Source organism: Aeromonas aquatica, from assembly GCF_000764655.1.
Lineage (GTDB): Bacteria > Pseudomonadota > Gammaproteobacteria > Enterobacterales > Aeromonadaceae > Aeromonas > Aeromonas aquatica.
The window spans coordinates 59,815-76,622 of sequence record NZ_JRGL01000161.1 but is presented as its reverse complement, the minus strand read 5'-3'; the positions used below and the strand labels follow the sequence as shown (position 1 = coordinate 76,622).

The window sequence follows — 16,808 nt, the reverse complement described above, 5'->3', positions numbered from 1 at the left end:
ACTTCACGCAGGGCCGTGCCGATATCGGCCAGGGAGCGCACGGTTTTCACGCCGGCATCTTCCAGGGCGGCAAATTTCTCTGCTGCCGTGCCCTTGCCACCGGCGATGATGGCGCCCGCATGACCCATGCGCTTGCCAGCCGGGGCGGTGACGCCCGCGATGTAGGAGACCACCGGCTTGGTGACGTGGGCCTTGATGTAGGCCGCCGCCTCTTCCTCGGCGCTGCCGCCGATCTCGCCGATCATGACGATGGCTTCGGTCTGCGGATCCTTCTGGAACATTTCCAGAATGTCGATGAAGTTGGAGCCCGGGATGGGGTCACCACCGATGCCGACGCAGGTGGACTGGCCGAAGCCCTCATCCGTGGTCTGCTTGACCGCTTCGTAGGTCAGGGTGCCGGAGCGGGAGACGATGCCCACCTTGCCCGGCTTGTGGATGTGGCCGGGCATGATGCCGATCTTGCACTCACCCGGGGTGATGACGCCCGGGCAGTTCGGACCTATCATGCGCACGCCGGTTTCCTGCAGCTTCACCTTGACCTGCAGCATGTCCAGGGTCGGGATGCCTTCGGTGATGGTGACGATGAGCTTGATGCCCGCATCGATGGCTTCCAGGATGGCGTCCTTGCAGAACGGGGCCGGGACATAGATAACGGAGGCGGTGGCGCCGGTGGCGTCGACCGCGTCACGGACGGTGTTGAACACCGGCAGGCCCAGGTGAGTGGTGCCGCCCTTGCCCGGGGAGACGCCGCCGACCATCTGGGTACCGTAGGCAATCGCCTGTTCGGAGTGGAAGGTACCCTGACCGCCGGTGAAGCCCTGGCAGATCACCTTGGTGTCTTTGTTGATCAGAACGCTCATTATTTGGCCTCCGCTGCTTTGACCACTTGCTGCGCTGCGTCGGTCAGACTCGTTGCTGCGATGATGTTGAGGCCGCTGTCGGCCAGTTTACGGGCACCCAGTTCGGCGTTGTTGCCTTCCAGACGCACCACCACGGGCACCTTGACCCCCACTTCCTTGACCGCACCTATGATGCCTTCCGCGATCATGTCGCAGCGCACTATGCCGCCGAAGATGTTGACCAGCACGGCCTGGACCTTGCTGTCAGACAGGATGATCTTGAAGGCCTCGGTCACCCGCTCCTTGGTGGCGCCGCCGCCGACGTCCAGGAAGTTGGCCGGTGAGCCGCCGTGCAGGTTGACGATGTCCATGGTGCCCATGGCCAGACCGGCGCCGTTGACCATGCAGCCGATGTTGCCATCGAGCGCCACATAGTTCAGCTCCCACTGGGCGGCGTGCGCCTCGCGGGGGTCATCCTGGGATGGGTCATGCATCTGGCGCAGCTTGGGCTGACGATACAGGGCGTTGGCGTCGATGTTGATCTTGCCGTCCAGGCAGTGCAGGTTGCCCTGGGCGGTGATCACCAGCGGGTTGATTTCCAGCAGGGCGAAGTCGCAGTCCAGGAACATCTGGCCCAAACCCATGAAGATCTTGGTGAACTGCTTGATCTGATCGCCGACCAGACCCAGCTTGAAGGCCAGCTCGCGCGCCTGATAGGCCTGCGGGCCCACCAGCGGATCGATGGCCGCCTTGTGAATAAGTTCCGGGGTTTCGTGGGCGATTTTCTCGATGTCCACGCCACCTTCGGTGGAGGCCATAAAGACCACGCGGCGGCTGCCACGATCGACCACGGCGCCCAGGTACAGTTCTTTAGCGATGTCGGTGCAGGATTCCACCAGGATCTTGGTGACCAGCTGACCGTTGGCGTCAGTCTGGTAGGTCACCAGGTTCTTGCCGAGCCAGTGTTGGGCGAAGGCACGGATCTCGTCCTTGCTCTTGGCCAGCTTGACGCCGCCCGCTTTACCGCGGCCACCGGCGTGGACCTGGCATTTGACGACCCAGGTGTTGCCGCCAATCTTGTCGGCCGCTTCGGCCGCTTCCTGCGGGGTGGCGCAGGCATAACCTTCGGAGACCGGCAGGCCATATTCGGCAAACAGCTGTTTTGCCTGATATTCATGCAGATTCATAGATGCTCTATCCGTGTTGTAGGTCTTTCTGTCCGGGGCTCGTTGTTTCTCAATCCCCTGTGAAAGGGGCCTCGGGGGCCCCTCGTTATCTTTCTAATTTCGCTCAGTAGCTCGGCTGTACATGGCGCGGGTCTTCCAAAGCCCGAAGGCTTCTTGATCCTGCCAATGGGCTTAGACGTCCAGCAACAGACGGGTCGGATCTTCCAGCAGCTCCTTGATGGAGACCAGGAAGCCGACCGACTCGCGACCATCGACGATGCGGTGGTCATAGGAGAGGGCCAGGTACATCATCGGCAGGATCTCGACCTTGCCGTCCACCGCCATGGGTCTGTCCTGGATCTTGTGCATCCCCAGGATGGCGCTCTGGGGCGGGTTGATGATGGGGGTGGACATCAGGGAGCCAAACACGCCACCGTTGGTGATGGTGAAGTTGCCGCCGGTCAGTTCATCCACGGTCAGCTTGCCGTCACGGCCCTTGCCCGCCAGATCCTTGATGGCCTTCTCGATGTCGGCGAGGCTCATGTTGTCGCAGTCGCGCAGCACCGGGGTCACCAGACCACGGGGGGTGGAGACGGCGATGCTGACGTCGAAGTAGTTGTGGTAGACGATGTCATCGCCATCCAGCGCCGCGTTCACTTCCGGGTAGCGCTTCAGGGATTCAACCACGGCCTTCACGTAGAAGGACATGAAGCCGAGCTTGATGCCGTGCTTCTTCTCGAAGATCTCGCCGTACTGCTTGCGCAGCTTCATGATGGGCGCCATGTTGATCTCGTTGAAGGTGGTCAGCATGGCGGTGGTGTTCTTGGCCTCCAGCAGACGCTCGGCGATGCGCTTGCGCAGACGGGTCATGGGCACGCGCTTCTCGGTGCGACCGGCCAGCGGCGCAACAGGCGCAGCCACCGCAGGGGCGGCGGCAACCGGTGCGGCAGCAGCCGCCTTGCTCAAGCCCTTGATGAAGGCTTCCACGTCTTCCTTGGTGACGCGACCGCCCTTGCCGGTGCCGGTCAGCTTGGCCACGTCGATGGCGTGCTCGGCCACCAGACGGCGCACGGACGGACTCATGCCATCGGTGCTGTCGTCGGCAACGGCTTCCACTGGCTTCTCACGGGTCTCTTCACCGGCCACCGGGGCCGCTTTGAGGATGGCGATCAGCTGGCGGGACAGCACGGTCGCGCCTTCCAGTTGCAGGATGTCGCCCAGCACGCCGGCTTCCGGCGCGGGGACTTCCAGCACGACTTTATCGGTTTCGATGTCAACCAGTACTTCGTCACGGGCAACCAGATCACCCGGTTTCTTGTGCCAGGTGGCGATGGTGGCATCCGCCACTGATTCGGGCAGGTCCGGTACCTTGATCTCGATAGTCATGTAATCAGTTCCTTGTTACTTCTTGGCCAGCAGGCTTAATTCCAGAGTCGGAGAGGGTCGGCTCCCGAGGAGCGCCCTCCCCTTCACAACTCGTTTATTCCAGGGTCAGGGCGTCTTCCACCAGCGCTTTTTGCTGCTTGGCGTGGACGGACATGTAGCCGACGGCCGGTGAGGCCGAGGCCGGGCGACCGGCATAACGCAGACGGGCAACGCTTGGCAGCACGCTGTCATAGTGATGGCGAGTGCTGTACCAGGCGCCCTGGTTCTGCGGCTCTTCCTGACACCAGACGAAATCGGTAACGTGAGCGTAATCGGCGAGGATGGCGCGCACTTCCTCTTCCGGGAAGGGGTAGAGCTGCTCGATCCGCACCAGGGCCACGTCTTGCTGCTCAGCCTTGCGACGGGCATCGAGCAGGTCGTAGTAGACCTTGCCGGAGCAGAACACCACGCGCTTGACGCCCTTGGGATCCAGCGCATCGATTTCGCCGATGGCGTTCTGGAAGGTGCCTTCCGCCAGCTCCTCGAGCTTGCTCACCGCCAGCGGGTGGCGCAGCAGGGATTTCGGCGTCATCACGATGAGCGGACGGCGCATCGGGCGCACCACCTGGCGGCGCAGCATGTGGAACACCTGGGCCGGATTGGACGGTACACACACCTGCATGTTGTGCTGGGCGCACATCTGCAGGTAACGCTCCAGACGGGCGGAGGAGTGCTCAGGGCCTTGCCCCTCGTAACCGTGGGGCAGCAGCATGGTCAGACCGCACATCCGGCCCCACTTCTGCTCACCGGAGGAGAGGAACTGATCTACCACGACCTGGGCGCAGTTGGCGAAGTCGCCGAACTGGGCTTCCCAGATGGTGAGGCCGGCTGGCTCGGCGCTGGCGTAGCCATATTCGAACGCCAGTACCGCGTTCTCGGTCAGCACGGAGTCGTAAATTTCAAACGGACCTTGGCTCTCGTGCAGGTTGCACAGCGGGGTATAGGTGCTGGCATCGGTCTGGTTGTGCAGCACGGCGTGGCGGTGGAAGAAGGTGCCACGGCCGGAATCTTCACCGGTGAAGCGGATGCGGGAACCCTTGTCCACCAGGGTGGCGTAGGCCAGGGTCTCGGCAAAGCCCCAGTCCACCAGCTTGTCGCCGGCGGCCATCAGGCGGCGGTCTTCGTAGATCTTCTCGACCTGACGCTGCAGCACGTGCGTGGCCGGGTACTGGCTGATGCGCTCGCCGAGGGATTTCAGGTGCGCCATGGGCACAGTGCTGTCGTAGCTCATGGCCCAGTCGTGGCCCAGATAGGGAGTCCAGTCGACGGAGTGCAGCTCCATCGGACGCCACTCCTTGCTCACCCGCTCCCCCTTGTCCAGGGCATCGCGGTAGTCGTTGAGCTGGGCGGTCACCAGCTCCGGCGTGACGCAGCCTTCGGCGATCAGCTGATCGGCGTAGATCTTGCGCGGGGTCGGATGCTGTTTGATCTTCTGGTACATCAAGGGCTGGGTCGCACTCGGCTCGTCGGCCTCGTTGTGACCGTGACGACGGTAGCAGACCAGCTCGATCACCACGTCGCGCTTGAAGGTGTTGCGGTAATCCAGCGCAATCTGGGTCACCAGCACCACGGCTTCCGGATCGTCGCCGTTGACGTGCAGCACGGGGGCCTGCACCGCCTTGGCAATGTCGGTGCAATATTCGGTGGAGCGGAGATCCCGGAAATGGGAGGTGGTGAAACCAACCTGGTTGTTGATGACGATGCGCACCGTGCCGCCGACGCCGTAGGCACGGGTCAGGGACATGTTGAAGGTTTCTGCCACGACGCCCTGGCCGGCGATGGCCGAGTCACCGTGAATGGTGATAGGCAGGACGCTGGAGCCATCCTTGTCGCCGTGTCTGTCCATCCGCGCCCGTACCGAGCCGATGACCACGGGGTTGACGATCTCCAGGTGAGACGGGTTGAACGCCAGCGCCAGGTGGACGTTGCCGCCCGGGGTCGCGAAGTCGGAGGAGAAGCCCATGTGGTACTTCACATCCCCGGTGCCCCAGGACTCGCCATGCTTGCCGGCGAACTCGTCGAACAATTCCTGTGCCCGCTTGCCGAGCACGTTGATCAGCACGTTCAGGCGGCCGCGGTGGGCCATGCCGATGACGGCTTCCTTGCAGCCCTGCTCACCGGCTCGGCGGATCAGCTCCTTGAGCATGGGCACCATGGCATCGCCCCCCTCCAGGGAGAAACGCTTGGCCCCCGGGAACTTGGCCCCCAAGTATTTTTCCAGCCCTTCGGCGGCGGTCAGGCTCTCGAGGAAACGGGTCTTTTCCTCGGCGCTGTACTTGCCGGTGGCTTCGATGGATTCCAGTCTGTCCTGCAGCCAGCGCTTCTCCTCGGTGGAGGTGATGTGCATGTAGTCGGCGCCGATGCTGCCGCAGTAAGTCTTCTTCAGGGAGGCGTAGAGATCGGAGAGCACCATGGTCTCGCGACCGATGGCGTAGGAGCCCACGTTGAAGGTGGCCTCCATGTCTGCACCCTGCAGGTTGTGAAACGCAGGATCCAGTTCGGCAACGGTTTCACGCTGCCATAGGCCGAGCGGATCCAGATTGGCATTCTGATGGCCACGGAAACGGAAGGCGTTGATCAGTTGCAGCACGCGAACCTGCTTGGCATCCACCTGGGGATCGCTGACAGGGGTACTGTAACGGGAGTTGTCCTTGGCCAGGCGGCGGAAGTAGTCGCGGACCGGGGAGTGAGGTTGTTCTACCACATGACCATTCACCTGGGGCAGCTGCTGGAACAGGCTGCGCCACTCATCGGCCACGGAGTCGGGGTTTTCCAGGAAGGATTCGTACAAATCCTCTATGTAGCTTGCATTCGCACCAGCCAGGTGAGATGACTCCAACCAGGCCTTCATCACGCCGTTATGCATTTCTATCCCTTGTACATCTTGTCGCTGCCTGCGCAGCTGGTAGGGGTTAAATAGCCATCCCGCCAACGGGTTGGATGGCTATCCAGAGGTCGGGCCCGGCGCGTGACGCCTCAGGCCCTGATACTAAACAGCCCGGTTGAGCAACATCGACTTGATCTGACCGATGGCCTTGGTCGGATTCAAGCCCTTGGGGCAGACGCTCACGCAGTTCATGATGCCGTGGCAGCGGAACACGCTGAAGGCGTCGTCCAAGTTACCCAGTCGTTCGGTCGCGGCGGTGTCGCGGCTGTCCGCCAACCAGCGGTAGGCGGCGAGCAGACCGGCCGGGCCGATGAACTTGTCCGGGTTCCACCAGAAGGAGGGGCAAGAGGTGGAGCAGCAGGCACAGAGAATACACTCGTACAGACCGTCCAGCTTGGCGCGCTCTTCGGGGGATTGCAGGTGCTCACGCACGGGCGGTAGCTTGTCCTCGTTGATGAGGAAGGGTTTGACCTTCTCCCACTGGGTGTAGAACTGGGTCATGTCGATCACCAGGTCACGGATCACCGGCAGGCCGGGCAAGGGACGGAGGACGACCTTGTTGCCCTTCTTCAGCAGATCGGAAAGCGGAGTGATACAGGCAAGACCGTTCTTGCCATTCATGTTGAGACCGTCTGATCCACAGACCCCTTCGCGGCAGGAGCGGCGGAAGGAGAGCGTGGGATCCAGCTCCTTGAGCTGGATCAGTGCGTCGAGCACCATCATGTCGGAGCCTTCAGGAATATCGAGCTGATAATCCTTCATATGAGGAACGTTATCAACGTCCGGGTTATAGCGATATAGCGAGAATGTGACGTTCATTGTACTTGGCTCCGCAATCAGTAGGTCCGGACCTTGGGCGGGAACGCCTCACGGGTCTTGGGTGACATGTTGACAGCGCGACGGGTCATGGACTCGGTGTCCGGATGATAGAGGCTGTGGCACAGCCAGCCCTCGTCGTCACGATCCGGGAAGTCGAAGCGGCTGTGGGCGCCACGGCTCTCGGTGCGGAAGTTCGCCGCCACCGCGGTGGCATAGGCCGTCTCCATCAGGTTGTCCAGCTCCAGGCACTCGATGCGCTGGGTGTTGAACTCCCTGGAGGTGTCGTCCAGGCGGGCATTCTTGAGGCGCTCGCGAATGAGTTTGAGCTCGGCCAGCCCTTCTGCCATGGCATCCCCTTCCCGGAATACGGAGAAGTTGTTCTGCATGCAGCGCTGCAGATCCTTGCGGATCTGGGCCGGGTCTTCCCCGTCACGGTTCGCTTCCCAGCGGTTGAGGCGGGCAAGGGCGGCGGCGATGTCGGCCTCTGAAGCCTCACGACCGTGCTCCATGGACCCCAGAGTCTCCACCAGGTGCATGCCGGCGGCACGACCGAACACCACCAGATCCAGCAGCGAGTTGCCGCCCAGACGGTTGGCGCCATGCACGGACACGCAGGCGATCTCACCCACCGCGAACAGGCCGACCACGGGCACGTCGTTGCCGCTCTTGTCCTGGGTCAGGCACTGACCATTCACGCTGGTCGGCACGCCGCCCATCATGTAGTGGCAAGTCGGGATGATGGGGATGGGTTCCTTGACCGGATCCACGTGGGCGAAGGTGCGCGACAGCTCGCAGATGCCCGGCAGACGGGATTCCAGAACCTCTTTACCAAGGTGATCCAGCTTGAGCTTGATGTGCGGACCCCAGGGGCCGTCACAGCCACGGCCTTCGCGGATCTCGATCATGATGGAGCGAGCCACCACGTCGCGACCGGCCAGGTCCTTGGCGTTCGGCGCATAACGCTCCATGAAGCGTTCGCCGTCTTTATTGAGCAGATAGCCGCCTTCACCACGGCAGCCTTCGGTGACCAGCACCCCTGCCCCGGCGATGCCGGTCGGGTGGAACTGCCAGAACTCCATGTCCTGCACGCCGACACCGGCGCGCAGCGCCATGCCGACACCGTCACCGGTGTTGATGTGGGCGTTGGTGGTGGACTGGTAGATGCGACCGGCGCCGCCAGTGGCGAGCACCGTGGCCTTGGCCTTGAAGTAGACGACTTCGCCGCTCTCCATGTCGATGGCGGTACAACCGACGACGTGGCCATCCTGGTTCTTCACCAGATCCAGCGCATACCACTCGGAGAAGACGGTGGTCTTGTTCTTGACGTTCTGCTGATACAGGGTGTGCAGCAGCGCATGGCCGGTGCGGTCGGCCGCAGCCGCGGTACGGGCCGCCTGCTCACCACCAAAATTCTTGGACTGGCCGCCAAACGGACGCTGATACACGGAGCCATTGTCGAAGCGGGAGAAGGGCAAGCCCATGTTCTCCAGCTCATAGACGGCTTCCGGGCCCGTCTTGCACATGTATTCGATCGCTTCCTGGTCGCCGATGTAGTCGGAGCCCTTGACGGTGTCGTACATGTGCCACTGCCAGTTGTCGTCGTGGGCATTGCCCAGCGCAACCGTGATCCCGCCCTGGGCGGAAACGGTGTGGGAACGGGTCGGGAACACTTTGGATAACAGGGCGCAGGTCTTGCCGGACTGGGCAATCTGCAGCGCGGCGCGCATGCCGGCGCCACCGGCACCGATCACGACCGCATCAAATTCACGAGTTGGAATAGTCACCTTACACCCCCCACAGCACGACGAAACCCGTCATCAGATAGACAAACAGCACCACAACCAATGCAAATTGCAGCGCGCCGCGCAATCCGACCGGTTTGATATAGTCGGTCAGCACCTGCCACAGGCCGATCCAGGCGTGGATCAGGATGCACAGCAGTGTCAGCAGGGTGAAGACCTTGGTGAAGGTTTTAGCGAAGAAGCCGGTCCACACCTCGTAGCTGATGTCGTTGAACGCGACAAAGCCAACCAGGTAGAGGACGTAAGCCGTCATGATGAGGGCGGTAGCGCGGATCAGGATGTAGTCATGAACACCGCTGCGCCCGAAAGTTGCAGAATTGGTTACCATACCAGTACCCCCGCCAATACCGCCAGAACCGCGGTGATCACGAAGGCCACACGGGCACTCTGATTCGCGGAATCCAGCTCTTCCCAATGCCCCATGTCCATGACCAGGTGACGCAGACCGCCCACAATGTGGTAAGCCAGCGCAGTCAGGATCCCCCACAACACGAACTTGACCAGGAAGTTGTCCATGATGGCAACGACGTCGTCGAATCCTTCGGGAGAGGAGAGTGAAGTACCAAGCATCCACAGCAAGATGGCAAGCGCCACAAAGGTGATGACCCCTGAGACACGATGCAAGATGGAAGCGATGGCGGTGACAGGAAAGCTGATCGTCTGTAGGTCGAGGTTTACAGGTCTCTGTTTATTTTTCACGGCTTTGCCCACTCAGCTCCATTGAGCACGTTAGTTATTGTTTTTACACGCTTTGAGGGCTAGGAGTGGCATTTGTTAGGTTTTTGTTACCAAAACAACTCAGGAAAGCCAAAAATAACATTTTCAATATCACATCTGGCTTTGCGAAAGCGTTTCAAACACCGACGACCATCACCCACGTGGCGCAGTATATCGGCGGCCTTAACCAATGACAATCAATTAGCTACACAGAAAACCCAAAACCGTAAACCAGATCCCACAACGACTTTAACAAGTCATTAATGATCATCCTGAAAAATTGACAAAGCAGTGGATTTCTGGTTCAAATAAGGCGCTCCAGCCGCCGTGGTACGGGTAAGAACCTTTGCCAGCGTCATGAAAGTCGTAATAAAGTAGGACTGGAACCAAATTATAAAAGAGCAAAGGAGACGTGCTATGGCTGATAAAATAGCCACCCTACATCTGCCCGGAAAAGAGCCGGTAGAACTACCGATCCTGTCCGGTACTGTCGGCCCCGATGTCATCGATGTCAGAAAACTCGGTGCACAAGGATACTTCACCTTCGACCCCGGCTTTATGGCCACCGGTGCCTGTAAGTCATCCATTACCTATATCGACGGCGATCAGGGTGTCTTGCTGCACCGTGGTTACCCCATCGCCCAGCTGGCCACCCAGGCCAGCTACCTCGAAGTCTGCTACATCCTGTTGTACGGGGAAGCGCCCACCAAGACGCAATACGCGGAATTTGAACGCCTGGTCACCCGCCATACCATGGTGCATGAGCAGATCGCCTTCTTCTTCCGCGGCTTCCGTCGCGACTCCCACCCCATGGCGATCATGTGCGGTGTGGTCAGCGCCCTGTCCGCCTTCTATCACGATGCCCTCGACATCAACAACGAAGAGCACCGCGAGATCTGCGCCTTCCGTCTGCTCTCCAAGATGCCGACCCTGGCCGCCATGTGCTACAAGTACTCCATCGGTCAGCCGTTCATGCAGCCGCGTAACGCCCTCTCCTATGCCGGCAACTTCCTGCACATGATGTTTGGTGTGCCGACCGAAGAGTACAAGGTCAACCCCATCGTCGAACGCGCTATGGACCGCATCTTCACCCTGCATGCGGATCATGAACAGAATGCCTCCACCTCCACCGTTCGTCTGGCCGGCTCCTCCGGTGCCAACCCGTTCGCCTGTATCGCCGCGGGGATCGCCTCCCTGTGGGGCCCGGCCCACGGCGGCGCCAACGAAGCCTGCCTCAAGATGCTCGAAGAGATTGGCTCTGTAGATCGCATCCCCGAATTCATCGCCAAGGCCAAGGACAAGAACGACCCCTTCCGTCTGATGGGCTTCGGCCACCGGGTTTACAAGAACCACGACCCTCGTGCCCAGGTCATGCGTCAGACCTGCCACGAAGTGCTGCAAGAGCTGCAGATCAAGGATCCGCTGCTGGATGTGGCCATGGAGCTGGAGCGCATCGCGCTGTCGGACTCCTACTTCATCGAGAAGAAGCTCTACCCGAACGTGGACTTCTACTCCGGCATCATCATGAAGGCCATCGGCATCCCCATGTCCATGTTCACCGTGATCTTCGCCATCTCCCGCACCATCGGCTGGATCGCCCACTGGAACGAGATGCACTCGGACCCGGATCAGAAGATCGGTCGTCCGCGTCAGCTCTATACCGGCCTGGCCCAACGGGAATTCACCCCGCTCGATCAACGCTGATTTAATCGCTGACATGGTTTGTTACAAAGGCGGTCATTGACCGCCTTTTCATTTGGGGTTTTAATCGCGCCCTTTTACGTCAAGGACACACCATCATGAAAGCCCCTCTGCTGATCGCGACTGCCCTGTTGCTCAGCGCCTGCCAAAGCCCCCCGGCCACCGAAACCCTCTACATCAAGAGCCAGCTGGCCGACTGCATCGGTGTCGCCCCCATGAAGTGCATGCAGGTGCGCGGCCAGCCCGGTGAGAGCTGGAGCCTGTTCTACCAGCAGATCGAGGGTTTCACCTTCGAACCCGGCTACCACTATGAGCTGGAAGTTTCCAAGGAGCAGCTGACCGACGTGCCGGCCGACGCCTCCTCGGTGCGTTACCAGCTGATCAAAGTCGTGAGCAAGCAGGCCGATAACTGATTAAAAGGGCGTCAAACAGACCTTTTCAGTTCAATTAATCAGCACCTTGTGCTACTCTGGTGCCCCGTCATAGATTGACTCACTGCATCGGCGTGCCAGGTTATGATTAACATCCGCACTATCCGGGCCCTCGACTGGCCCGCCATCATGGCCATCCAGCACGAGTGTTATCACCAGCTGGAGCCCGAGCCCCTCGAGGTGATGAGCAACAAGGCCGAGCTGGCCCCGGCCTGCTGTTGGGTCGCCGAGCGCCAGGGCAAGGTGCTGGGCTATCTGCTCTGCCACCCCTGGCGTGCCCACCAACCCCCGCCCCTCTCGGTGCCCATGCAGACCCTGGCCGGCGATGAGGAGTTCTACCTGCACGATCTCGCCGTCTCCGGCGAGGCCCGTGGGTTGGGGGTGGGTCAGCGTCTGCTGGCGACCGCCCTCGAGTTCGCCTGCAATGAGGGTTATGAGCACGTGGGTCTGGTGGCGGTGCAGGATGCGCCGGCCTTCTGGCGCAAGCAGGGGTTCATGCCCTCTGCCACCCGCAAGCCACTGGATGAGTATGGGGATGGCGCCGTCTATATGCGGCTGCCGCTGACCGAACCGGCCTGACGGTCACTGAGAATCCAATAAAAAAGGCGCCTTTCGGCGCCTTTTTCTATATCAACCCGGTGAACATCAAGCCTTGAACTTGCTGAACACCAGAGATGCGTTGGTACCGCCAAAGCCGAAGCTGTTGGACATGACGGTATTGAGGTCGGCGGTTTCGTACTCGCGTACGATGGGCAGACCCACGGCCTTCTCGTCCAGGTTCTCGATGTTGATGCTGGGGGCGATGAAGCCGTGCTGCATCATCAACAGGGAGTAGACGGCCTCGTGCACACCGGCGGCGCCCAGGGCATGACCCGTCATGGCCTTGGTGGCAGAGAGCTTGGGCGCATTGCTGCCAAACAGAGTCTGAATGGCTTCCAGCTCCTTGGTATCACCGACCGGGGTGGAAGTACCGTGGGTGTTGATGTAGTCCACGGAGCCGACGTCCTTCATCGCCATCTTCATGCAACGCACCGCGCCTTCACCGCTCGGCGCGACCATGTCGTAGCCGTCGGAAGTGGCACCGTAGCCGGTGATCTCGGCGTAGATGTGAGCACCACGGGCCAGGGCATGCTCCAGCTCCTCGACCACCAGGATGCCGCCGCCACCGGAGATGACGAAACCGTCGCGGTCCGCATCATAGGTACGGGACGCCTTTTCCGGGGTGTCATTGTACTTGGTGGAAAGGGCGCCCATGGCATCGAACTGGATGGTGGAAGACCAGTCCAGCTCCTCGCCGCCGCCGGCGAAGACGATGTCCTGCTTGCCAAGCTGGATCAGCTCCAGGGCGTGACCTATGCAGTGGGCAGAGGTGGCACAGGCGGAGCTGATTGTGTAGTTGACACCCTTGATCTTGAACGGGGTGGCCAGGCAGGCAGAGGTGGTGGAGGACATGGTGCGCGGCACCATGTAGGGACCCACGCGCTTGACGCCTTTCTCACGGGCAATATCCGCAGACTCCGAGGTGTTCTTGCCGGACGCACCGCCAGAGCCGACCACGATGCCGGTGCGCTCGTTGGAGACCTGATCCTCCGGCAGCCCGGCGTCGTCGATGGCCTGCTGCATGGAGAGATAGGCATACGCGGCGGCGTCGCCCATGAAACGCATGACTTTACGGTCGATCAGTTCAGACGGATCGAGTTTGATGTTACCCCAGACACGGCTGCGCAGGTTGTATTGTTCAAACTGCTCGGAATAGGTGATGCCGGATTTGCCTGCTTTCAGGGAGGCCAGCACTTCTTCCTTGTTGTTGCCGATACTGGAGATGACGCCGATACCGGTGATCACTGCTCTTCTCATTAATTCATCTCGTCTGGAAAAACTGGCACCGAGTCTACCCGCTTTCGGCTGCCAAACTGGTCTGCTTTCACGTAGAATGCCCGCGAATTTATGACGCGAGCAGAGGAAAACGTGAGTCAAACATCCTTACATCATGCCCGATTGGACTGGAATGAAGCGGGAACTCCAGTCTCCAGTGAGTTCGGGGATGTGTACTTTTCCAATGATAACGGTCTAAGTGAAACCCGCTACGTCTTTTTACAGCAAAACCGGTTACCGGCGCGATTTTCACACCACGATAGTGACAATTTCGTGATTGGCGAAACAGGTTTCGGCACAGGCCTTAACTTTCTGGCGACAATGGCCGCCTTTTTGGAACAGGGAAGCGACCCCGAGCGCTGCGCTCGCCTGCACTTTATCAGCTTCGAAAAATACCCTCTCACCCAGGCAGACCTTGGCAAGGCGCTAGGAGCCTGGCCGGAGCTTGCGTCCTTGAGTCAGGCGCTCATCGAGCAGTGGCCACTGCCTATCGAGGGCTGTCACCGCCTGCAGTTCGCCGAGGGCCGAGTTCGGCTCGACCTCTGGTTTGGCGACATCAAAGACACCCTGCCCCTGGTGCCCCAGGGTCCACACGGCTTGGTGGATGCCTGGTATCTGGATGGCTTCTCCCCCGCCAAGAATCCCGAGATGTGGACGCAAGAGTTGTTCGACGGCCTCGCCCGCCTCGCCCGCCCCGCCGCCACCATCTCGACCTTCACCTGCGCCGGCTTCGTGCGGCGCGGGCTGATTGCCGCCGGTTTTGGTGCGAAGAAGGTCAAGGGGCACGGCAGCAAGCGGGAGATGCTGGCGGGGATGCGGGAGGGCAAGATGCCCGAGCCCACCATAGCCCCCTGGTATGCCCGCACCGAAGCCAACAGCACCGGCGAGGTGTTGATCATCGGCGGCGGCATCGCCTCGGCCATGGCGGCGCTCTCACTGGTGGAGCGGGGCCGCGCTGTCACCCTGCTGTGCGAGGGCGACGAGCCAGCCACCGGCGCCTCCGGCAACCGCCAGGGGGCGCTCTATCCGCTGCTCAATGGGGAGCACGACGCCCTTTCCCGCTTCTATGCCCTGGCGTTTGGTTATGCCCGCAATCGTCTGCTGGCCCTTGCCAGGCACCACGCCATCGCCTTCGGGCTGGGGGAGGACTCGGATAAGGGATCACAGGGTGGCGTGGTGCAACTGGGCTACGACGACAAGTCTGCCGCCAAGCTCGCCAAGATGAGTCAGGGCCCCTTCCCGCCCGCGCTGATGCGCCCGCTCGATGCCGCCGAGGTGGAACAACGCAGCGGCCTGCCCTGTGGCCATGGTGGCGTCATCTACCCCCTGGGGGGCTGGCTCTGTCCGGCGGATCTGACCCGCGCGGCGCTGGCCGAGGCGCAAGCGACCGGGTTGCTGCGACTGGAATACGGCGCCGAAATCACGGCGCTCAGCGAGCTGGAGGGCGGCTGGCGAGTGGAAAGTCGGGAGGGTCGCCATTGGCAGGCCCCCACCCTGGTGGTTGCCGCAGGCCATCAGTTGCCCGCGCTGTTGCCCTTCGCCGAGCTGCCGCTCTATCCGGTGCGCGGTCAGGTGAGCCATGTGCCGACCACCGCCAGTTTGAGTCGCCTCAAGACGGTGCTCTGCTACGACGGCTATCTCACCCCGGCCCACAACGGAGCGCACTGCATCGGCGCCAGCTACGGCCGCAACCAGAGCGGGACCGACTACAGCCCCGAGGAGCAGGCTCAGAACCAAAGCCGGTTGCAGGCCTGCCTGCCGGAGGCGGTCTGGCCAAGCGAGGTGGATGTGAGCGGCGGTGAGGCGCGCGTCGGGGTGCGCTGCGCCAGCCGGGATCACCTGCCGGTGGCGGGGCCCGTCGTCAGGTTGGCACAGCTTGAGGAGCATTACGCCCACCTCAGAACCCGGCAGGCGGATGCCGCGCCCTTGCCGCTGCACCCCGGCCTGTTCGTGCTAGGGGCGCTCGGTTCGCGGGGACTTTGTTCGGCGCCCCTGTGTGGCGAGCTGGTCGCCAGCGAGATCTGTGGGGATCCCCTGCCGCTGCCGACCGACCTGCTGGAGGCGCTGCATCCCGCCCGTTACTGGGTGCGCAAGCTGCTCAAGGGCAAGCCGCTGCGCGGCTAACCCTCGCTCGCCAGAGCCGGTAGCCACCCCTCATGGTCGCTGCCAATGAAAACGGGCTGTCCTTGCGGACAGCCCGTTTTTTGATCCCATAAGAAGGTGGATCAGCTCGGTTTCGGCCACACCAGCCCGAGCTTGCGACCCCCCTCGGTCTGCTGCGCCAGCGCGGCAAAGCGTGCACGGGTGCTGTTCAGCACCGCCTGCCCCTCTTGCCAGCCTTGCGACTGCAGGGCGGCGCAATCGCGCGTCACCGGCAACTGGGCGAGCCGGGTACCAAGCTGGCTGACGCTCTCCAGCAGTATGTCCTTGTGGCGGCTCTCGTAGTCGAACATGGCGGCCACCAGCTTGTCCCACTTCTGCCGCTCGGCGGCGGATGCCTTGGCCTTGTCCATCCAGTTCGGCACCCGCACCTGAATGCGCGCCGTCACGCCGCTCTGCTCCAGCTCGCAGCGGCTGGCGGTCGGCCTCGTCTGCAACTGCCAGGAGAGCTGATAGCTGGCCCTGCCGATGTGGCCGTCGGCCTGAGCGGCCCCCTGTTTGGCTATCTGGTTCATGACGGCGGCGACATCGGTGCCGGAGACCCGATAAAACTGGAAATCCACCTTGATGTCGGGGGCTAGCCTGACGCCGGCATAATGGGAAGGCTCGGCCCCGCTTGCGGCGGCGAACATCAAGGCAGCCACCACGCCTGTCTTAGTGAAGAGTCCCATCTTTCCGCAGTCTTGCCCCTTGTGAGTCCCAGCGTGAATTCAATTAAGAATCAATGAATTAATACTCAGGGTGGGAGATTAACCGCGATCCTGGGCGCTGTCACCTGCTGTCGCTGCGCCCCCTGACAAAGCCGCAGAGCACCACCGCGTTGCAGAGCGTTAAATTTCAAGATGGGGAGGTAGATCAAAGAAAAATACTACTTTAGGGCTAATAATCAGCACGATTTTTGTCGGAGTAGGTTGAGACTGGTCAGATCCACCAAGGACCGATCGCCACCTGACCCCAACCCTTATTTCGTACTCAGGAATTGACGC

14 protein-coding genes are annotated in these 16,808 nt (G+C 61.4%); 4 read left to right on the top strand and 10 right to left on the bottom strand.

Annotated elements, in window-relative coordinates; genetic code table 11:
- The 8 genes from sucD to sdhC form a co-directional block, all read right to left on the bottom strand.
- Positions 1-860, bottom strand: an 860-nt coding sequence (sucD, locus tag LG30_RS0120240; RefSeq protein WP_033132495.1) for a succinate--CoA ligase subunit alpha, incomplete at its 3' end; no start/stop codon positions are given.
- Positions 860-2,026 (bottom strand): ADP-forming succinate--CoA ligase subunit beta, encoded by a 1,167-nt coding sequence (gene sucC / locus LG30_RS0120235; protein ID WP_033132494.1) that lies wholly within the window; start codon positions 2,024-2,026, stop codon positions 860-862. The genes sucD and sucC, both read right to left, overlap by 1 nt.
- Positions 2,027-2,197: 171 nt before the next feature.
- Entirely contained in the window at positions 2,198-3,391 is a 1,194-nt protein-coding gene (gene odhB / locus LG30_RS0120230; RefSeq protein WP_033132493.1) for a 2-oxoglutarate dehydrogenase complex dihydrolipoyllysine-residue succinyltransferase, read from the bottom strand.
- Between the two features lie 94 nt (positions 3,392-3,485).
- On the bottom strand, positions 3,486-6,296 hold the full coding sequence (sucA, locus tag LG30_RS0120225) for a 2-oxoglutarate dehydrogenase E1 component (protein WP_033132492.1): 2,811 nt from the start codon (positions 6,294-6,296) through the stop codon (positions 3,486-3,488).
- Between the two features lie 123 nt (positions 6,297-6,419).
- The gene (locus LG30_RS0120220) at positions 6,420-7,136 is read right to left on the bottom strand and encodes a succinate dehydrogenase iron-sulfur subunit (protein ID WP_033132491.1); all 717 of its coding nucleotides are present in this window, start codon (positions 7,134-7,136) and stop codon (positions 6,420-6,422) included.
- A gap of 17 nt (positions 7,137-7,153) precedes the next feature.
- Positions 7,154-8,920 carry a succinate dehydrogenase flavoprotein subunit gene (sdhA, locus tag LG30_RS0120215; RefSeq protein ID WP_081966264.1) on the bottom strand — a complete coding sequence of 589 codons (1,767 nt, stop codon included), beginning with the start codon at positions 8,918-8,920 and terminating at the stop codon, positions 7,154-7,156.
- Between the two features lies 1 nt (position 8,921).
- Positions 8,922-9,266: a succinate dehydrogenase, hydrophobic membrane anchor protein gene (sdhD, locus tag LG30_RS0120210; protein WP_033132490.1), complete on the bottom strand. Its 345-nt coding sequence runs from the start codon at positions 9,264-9,266 to the stop codon at positions 8,922-8,924.
- Positions 9,260-9,649 (bottom strand): succinate dehydrogenase cytochrome b556 subunit, encoded by a 390-nt coding sequence (gene sdhC, locus LG30_RS0120205; protein WP_033132489.1) that lies wholly within the window; start codon positions 9,647-9,649, stop codon positions 9,260-9,262. Before sdhC ends, sdhD begins: the two co-directional genes overlap by 7 nt.
- 423 nt (positions 9,650-10,072) lie before the next feature.
- Between sdhC and LG30_RS0120200 the strand changes: the two genes are divergently transcribed.
- The 3 genes from LG30_RS0120200 to LG30_RS0120190 all read left to right on the top strand — a co-directional run bounded on the left by LG30_RS0120200 (position 10,073) and on the right by LG30_RS0120190 (position 12,366).
- Complete coding sequence (locus LG30_RS0120200; RefSeq protein ID WP_033132488.1) at positions 10,073-11,359, top strand: citrate synthase; 1,287 nt, start codon at positions 10,073-10,075, stop codon at positions 11,357-11,359.
- 95 nt (positions 11,360-11,454) lie between these two features.
- Positions 11,455-11,769 carry a DUF4377 domain-containing protein gene (locus LG30_RS0120195; RefSeq protein WP_033132487.1) on the top strand — a complete coding sequence of 105 codons (315 nt, stop codon included), beginning with the start codon at positions 11,455-11,457 and terminating at the stop codon, positions 11,767-11,769.
- 102 nt (positions 11,770-11,871) lie between these two features.
- Complete coding sequence (locus tag LG30_RS0120190; protein ID WP_033132486.1) at positions 11,872-12,366, top strand: GNAT family N-acetyltransferase; 495 nt, start codon at positions 11,872-11,874, stop codon at positions 12,364-12,366.
- 66 nt (positions 12,367-12,432) lie between these two features.
- Here LG30_RS0120190 and fabB read toward each other — a convergent pair whose 3' ends face one another.
- Positions 12,433-13,644 carry a beta-ketoacyl-ACP synthase I gene (gene fabB / locus LG30_RS0120185; RefSeq protein WP_033132485.1) on the bottom strand — a complete coding sequence of 404 codons (1,212 nt, stop codon included), beginning with the start codon at positions 13,642-13,644 and terminating at the stop codon, positions 12,433-12,435.
- 90 nt (positions 13,645-13,734) lie between these two features.
- Here fabB and mnmC point away from each other — a divergent pair, with 90 nt between their 5' ends.
- Complete coding sequence (mnmC, locus tag LG30_RS0120180) at positions 13,735-15,786, top strand: bifunctional tRNA (5-methylaminomethyl-2-thiouridine)(34)-methyltransferase MnmC2/FAD-dependent 5-carboxymethylaminomethyl-2-thiouridine(34) oxidoreductase MnmC1 (protein WP_193354287.1); 2,052 nt, start codon at positions 13,735-13,737, stop codon at positions 15,784-15,786.
- A 101-nt stretch (positions 15,787-15,887) separates the two neighbouring features.
- Here mnmC and LG30_RS0120175 read toward each other — a convergent pair whose 3' ends face one another.
- Positions 15,888-16,493, bottom strand: a complete 606-nt coding sequence (locus LG30_RS0120175; RefSeq protein WP_033132483.1) for a DUF922 domain-containing protein — start codon at positions 16,491-16,493, stop codon at positions 15,888-15,890.
- Positions 16,494-16,808: the final 315 nt, after the last annotated feature.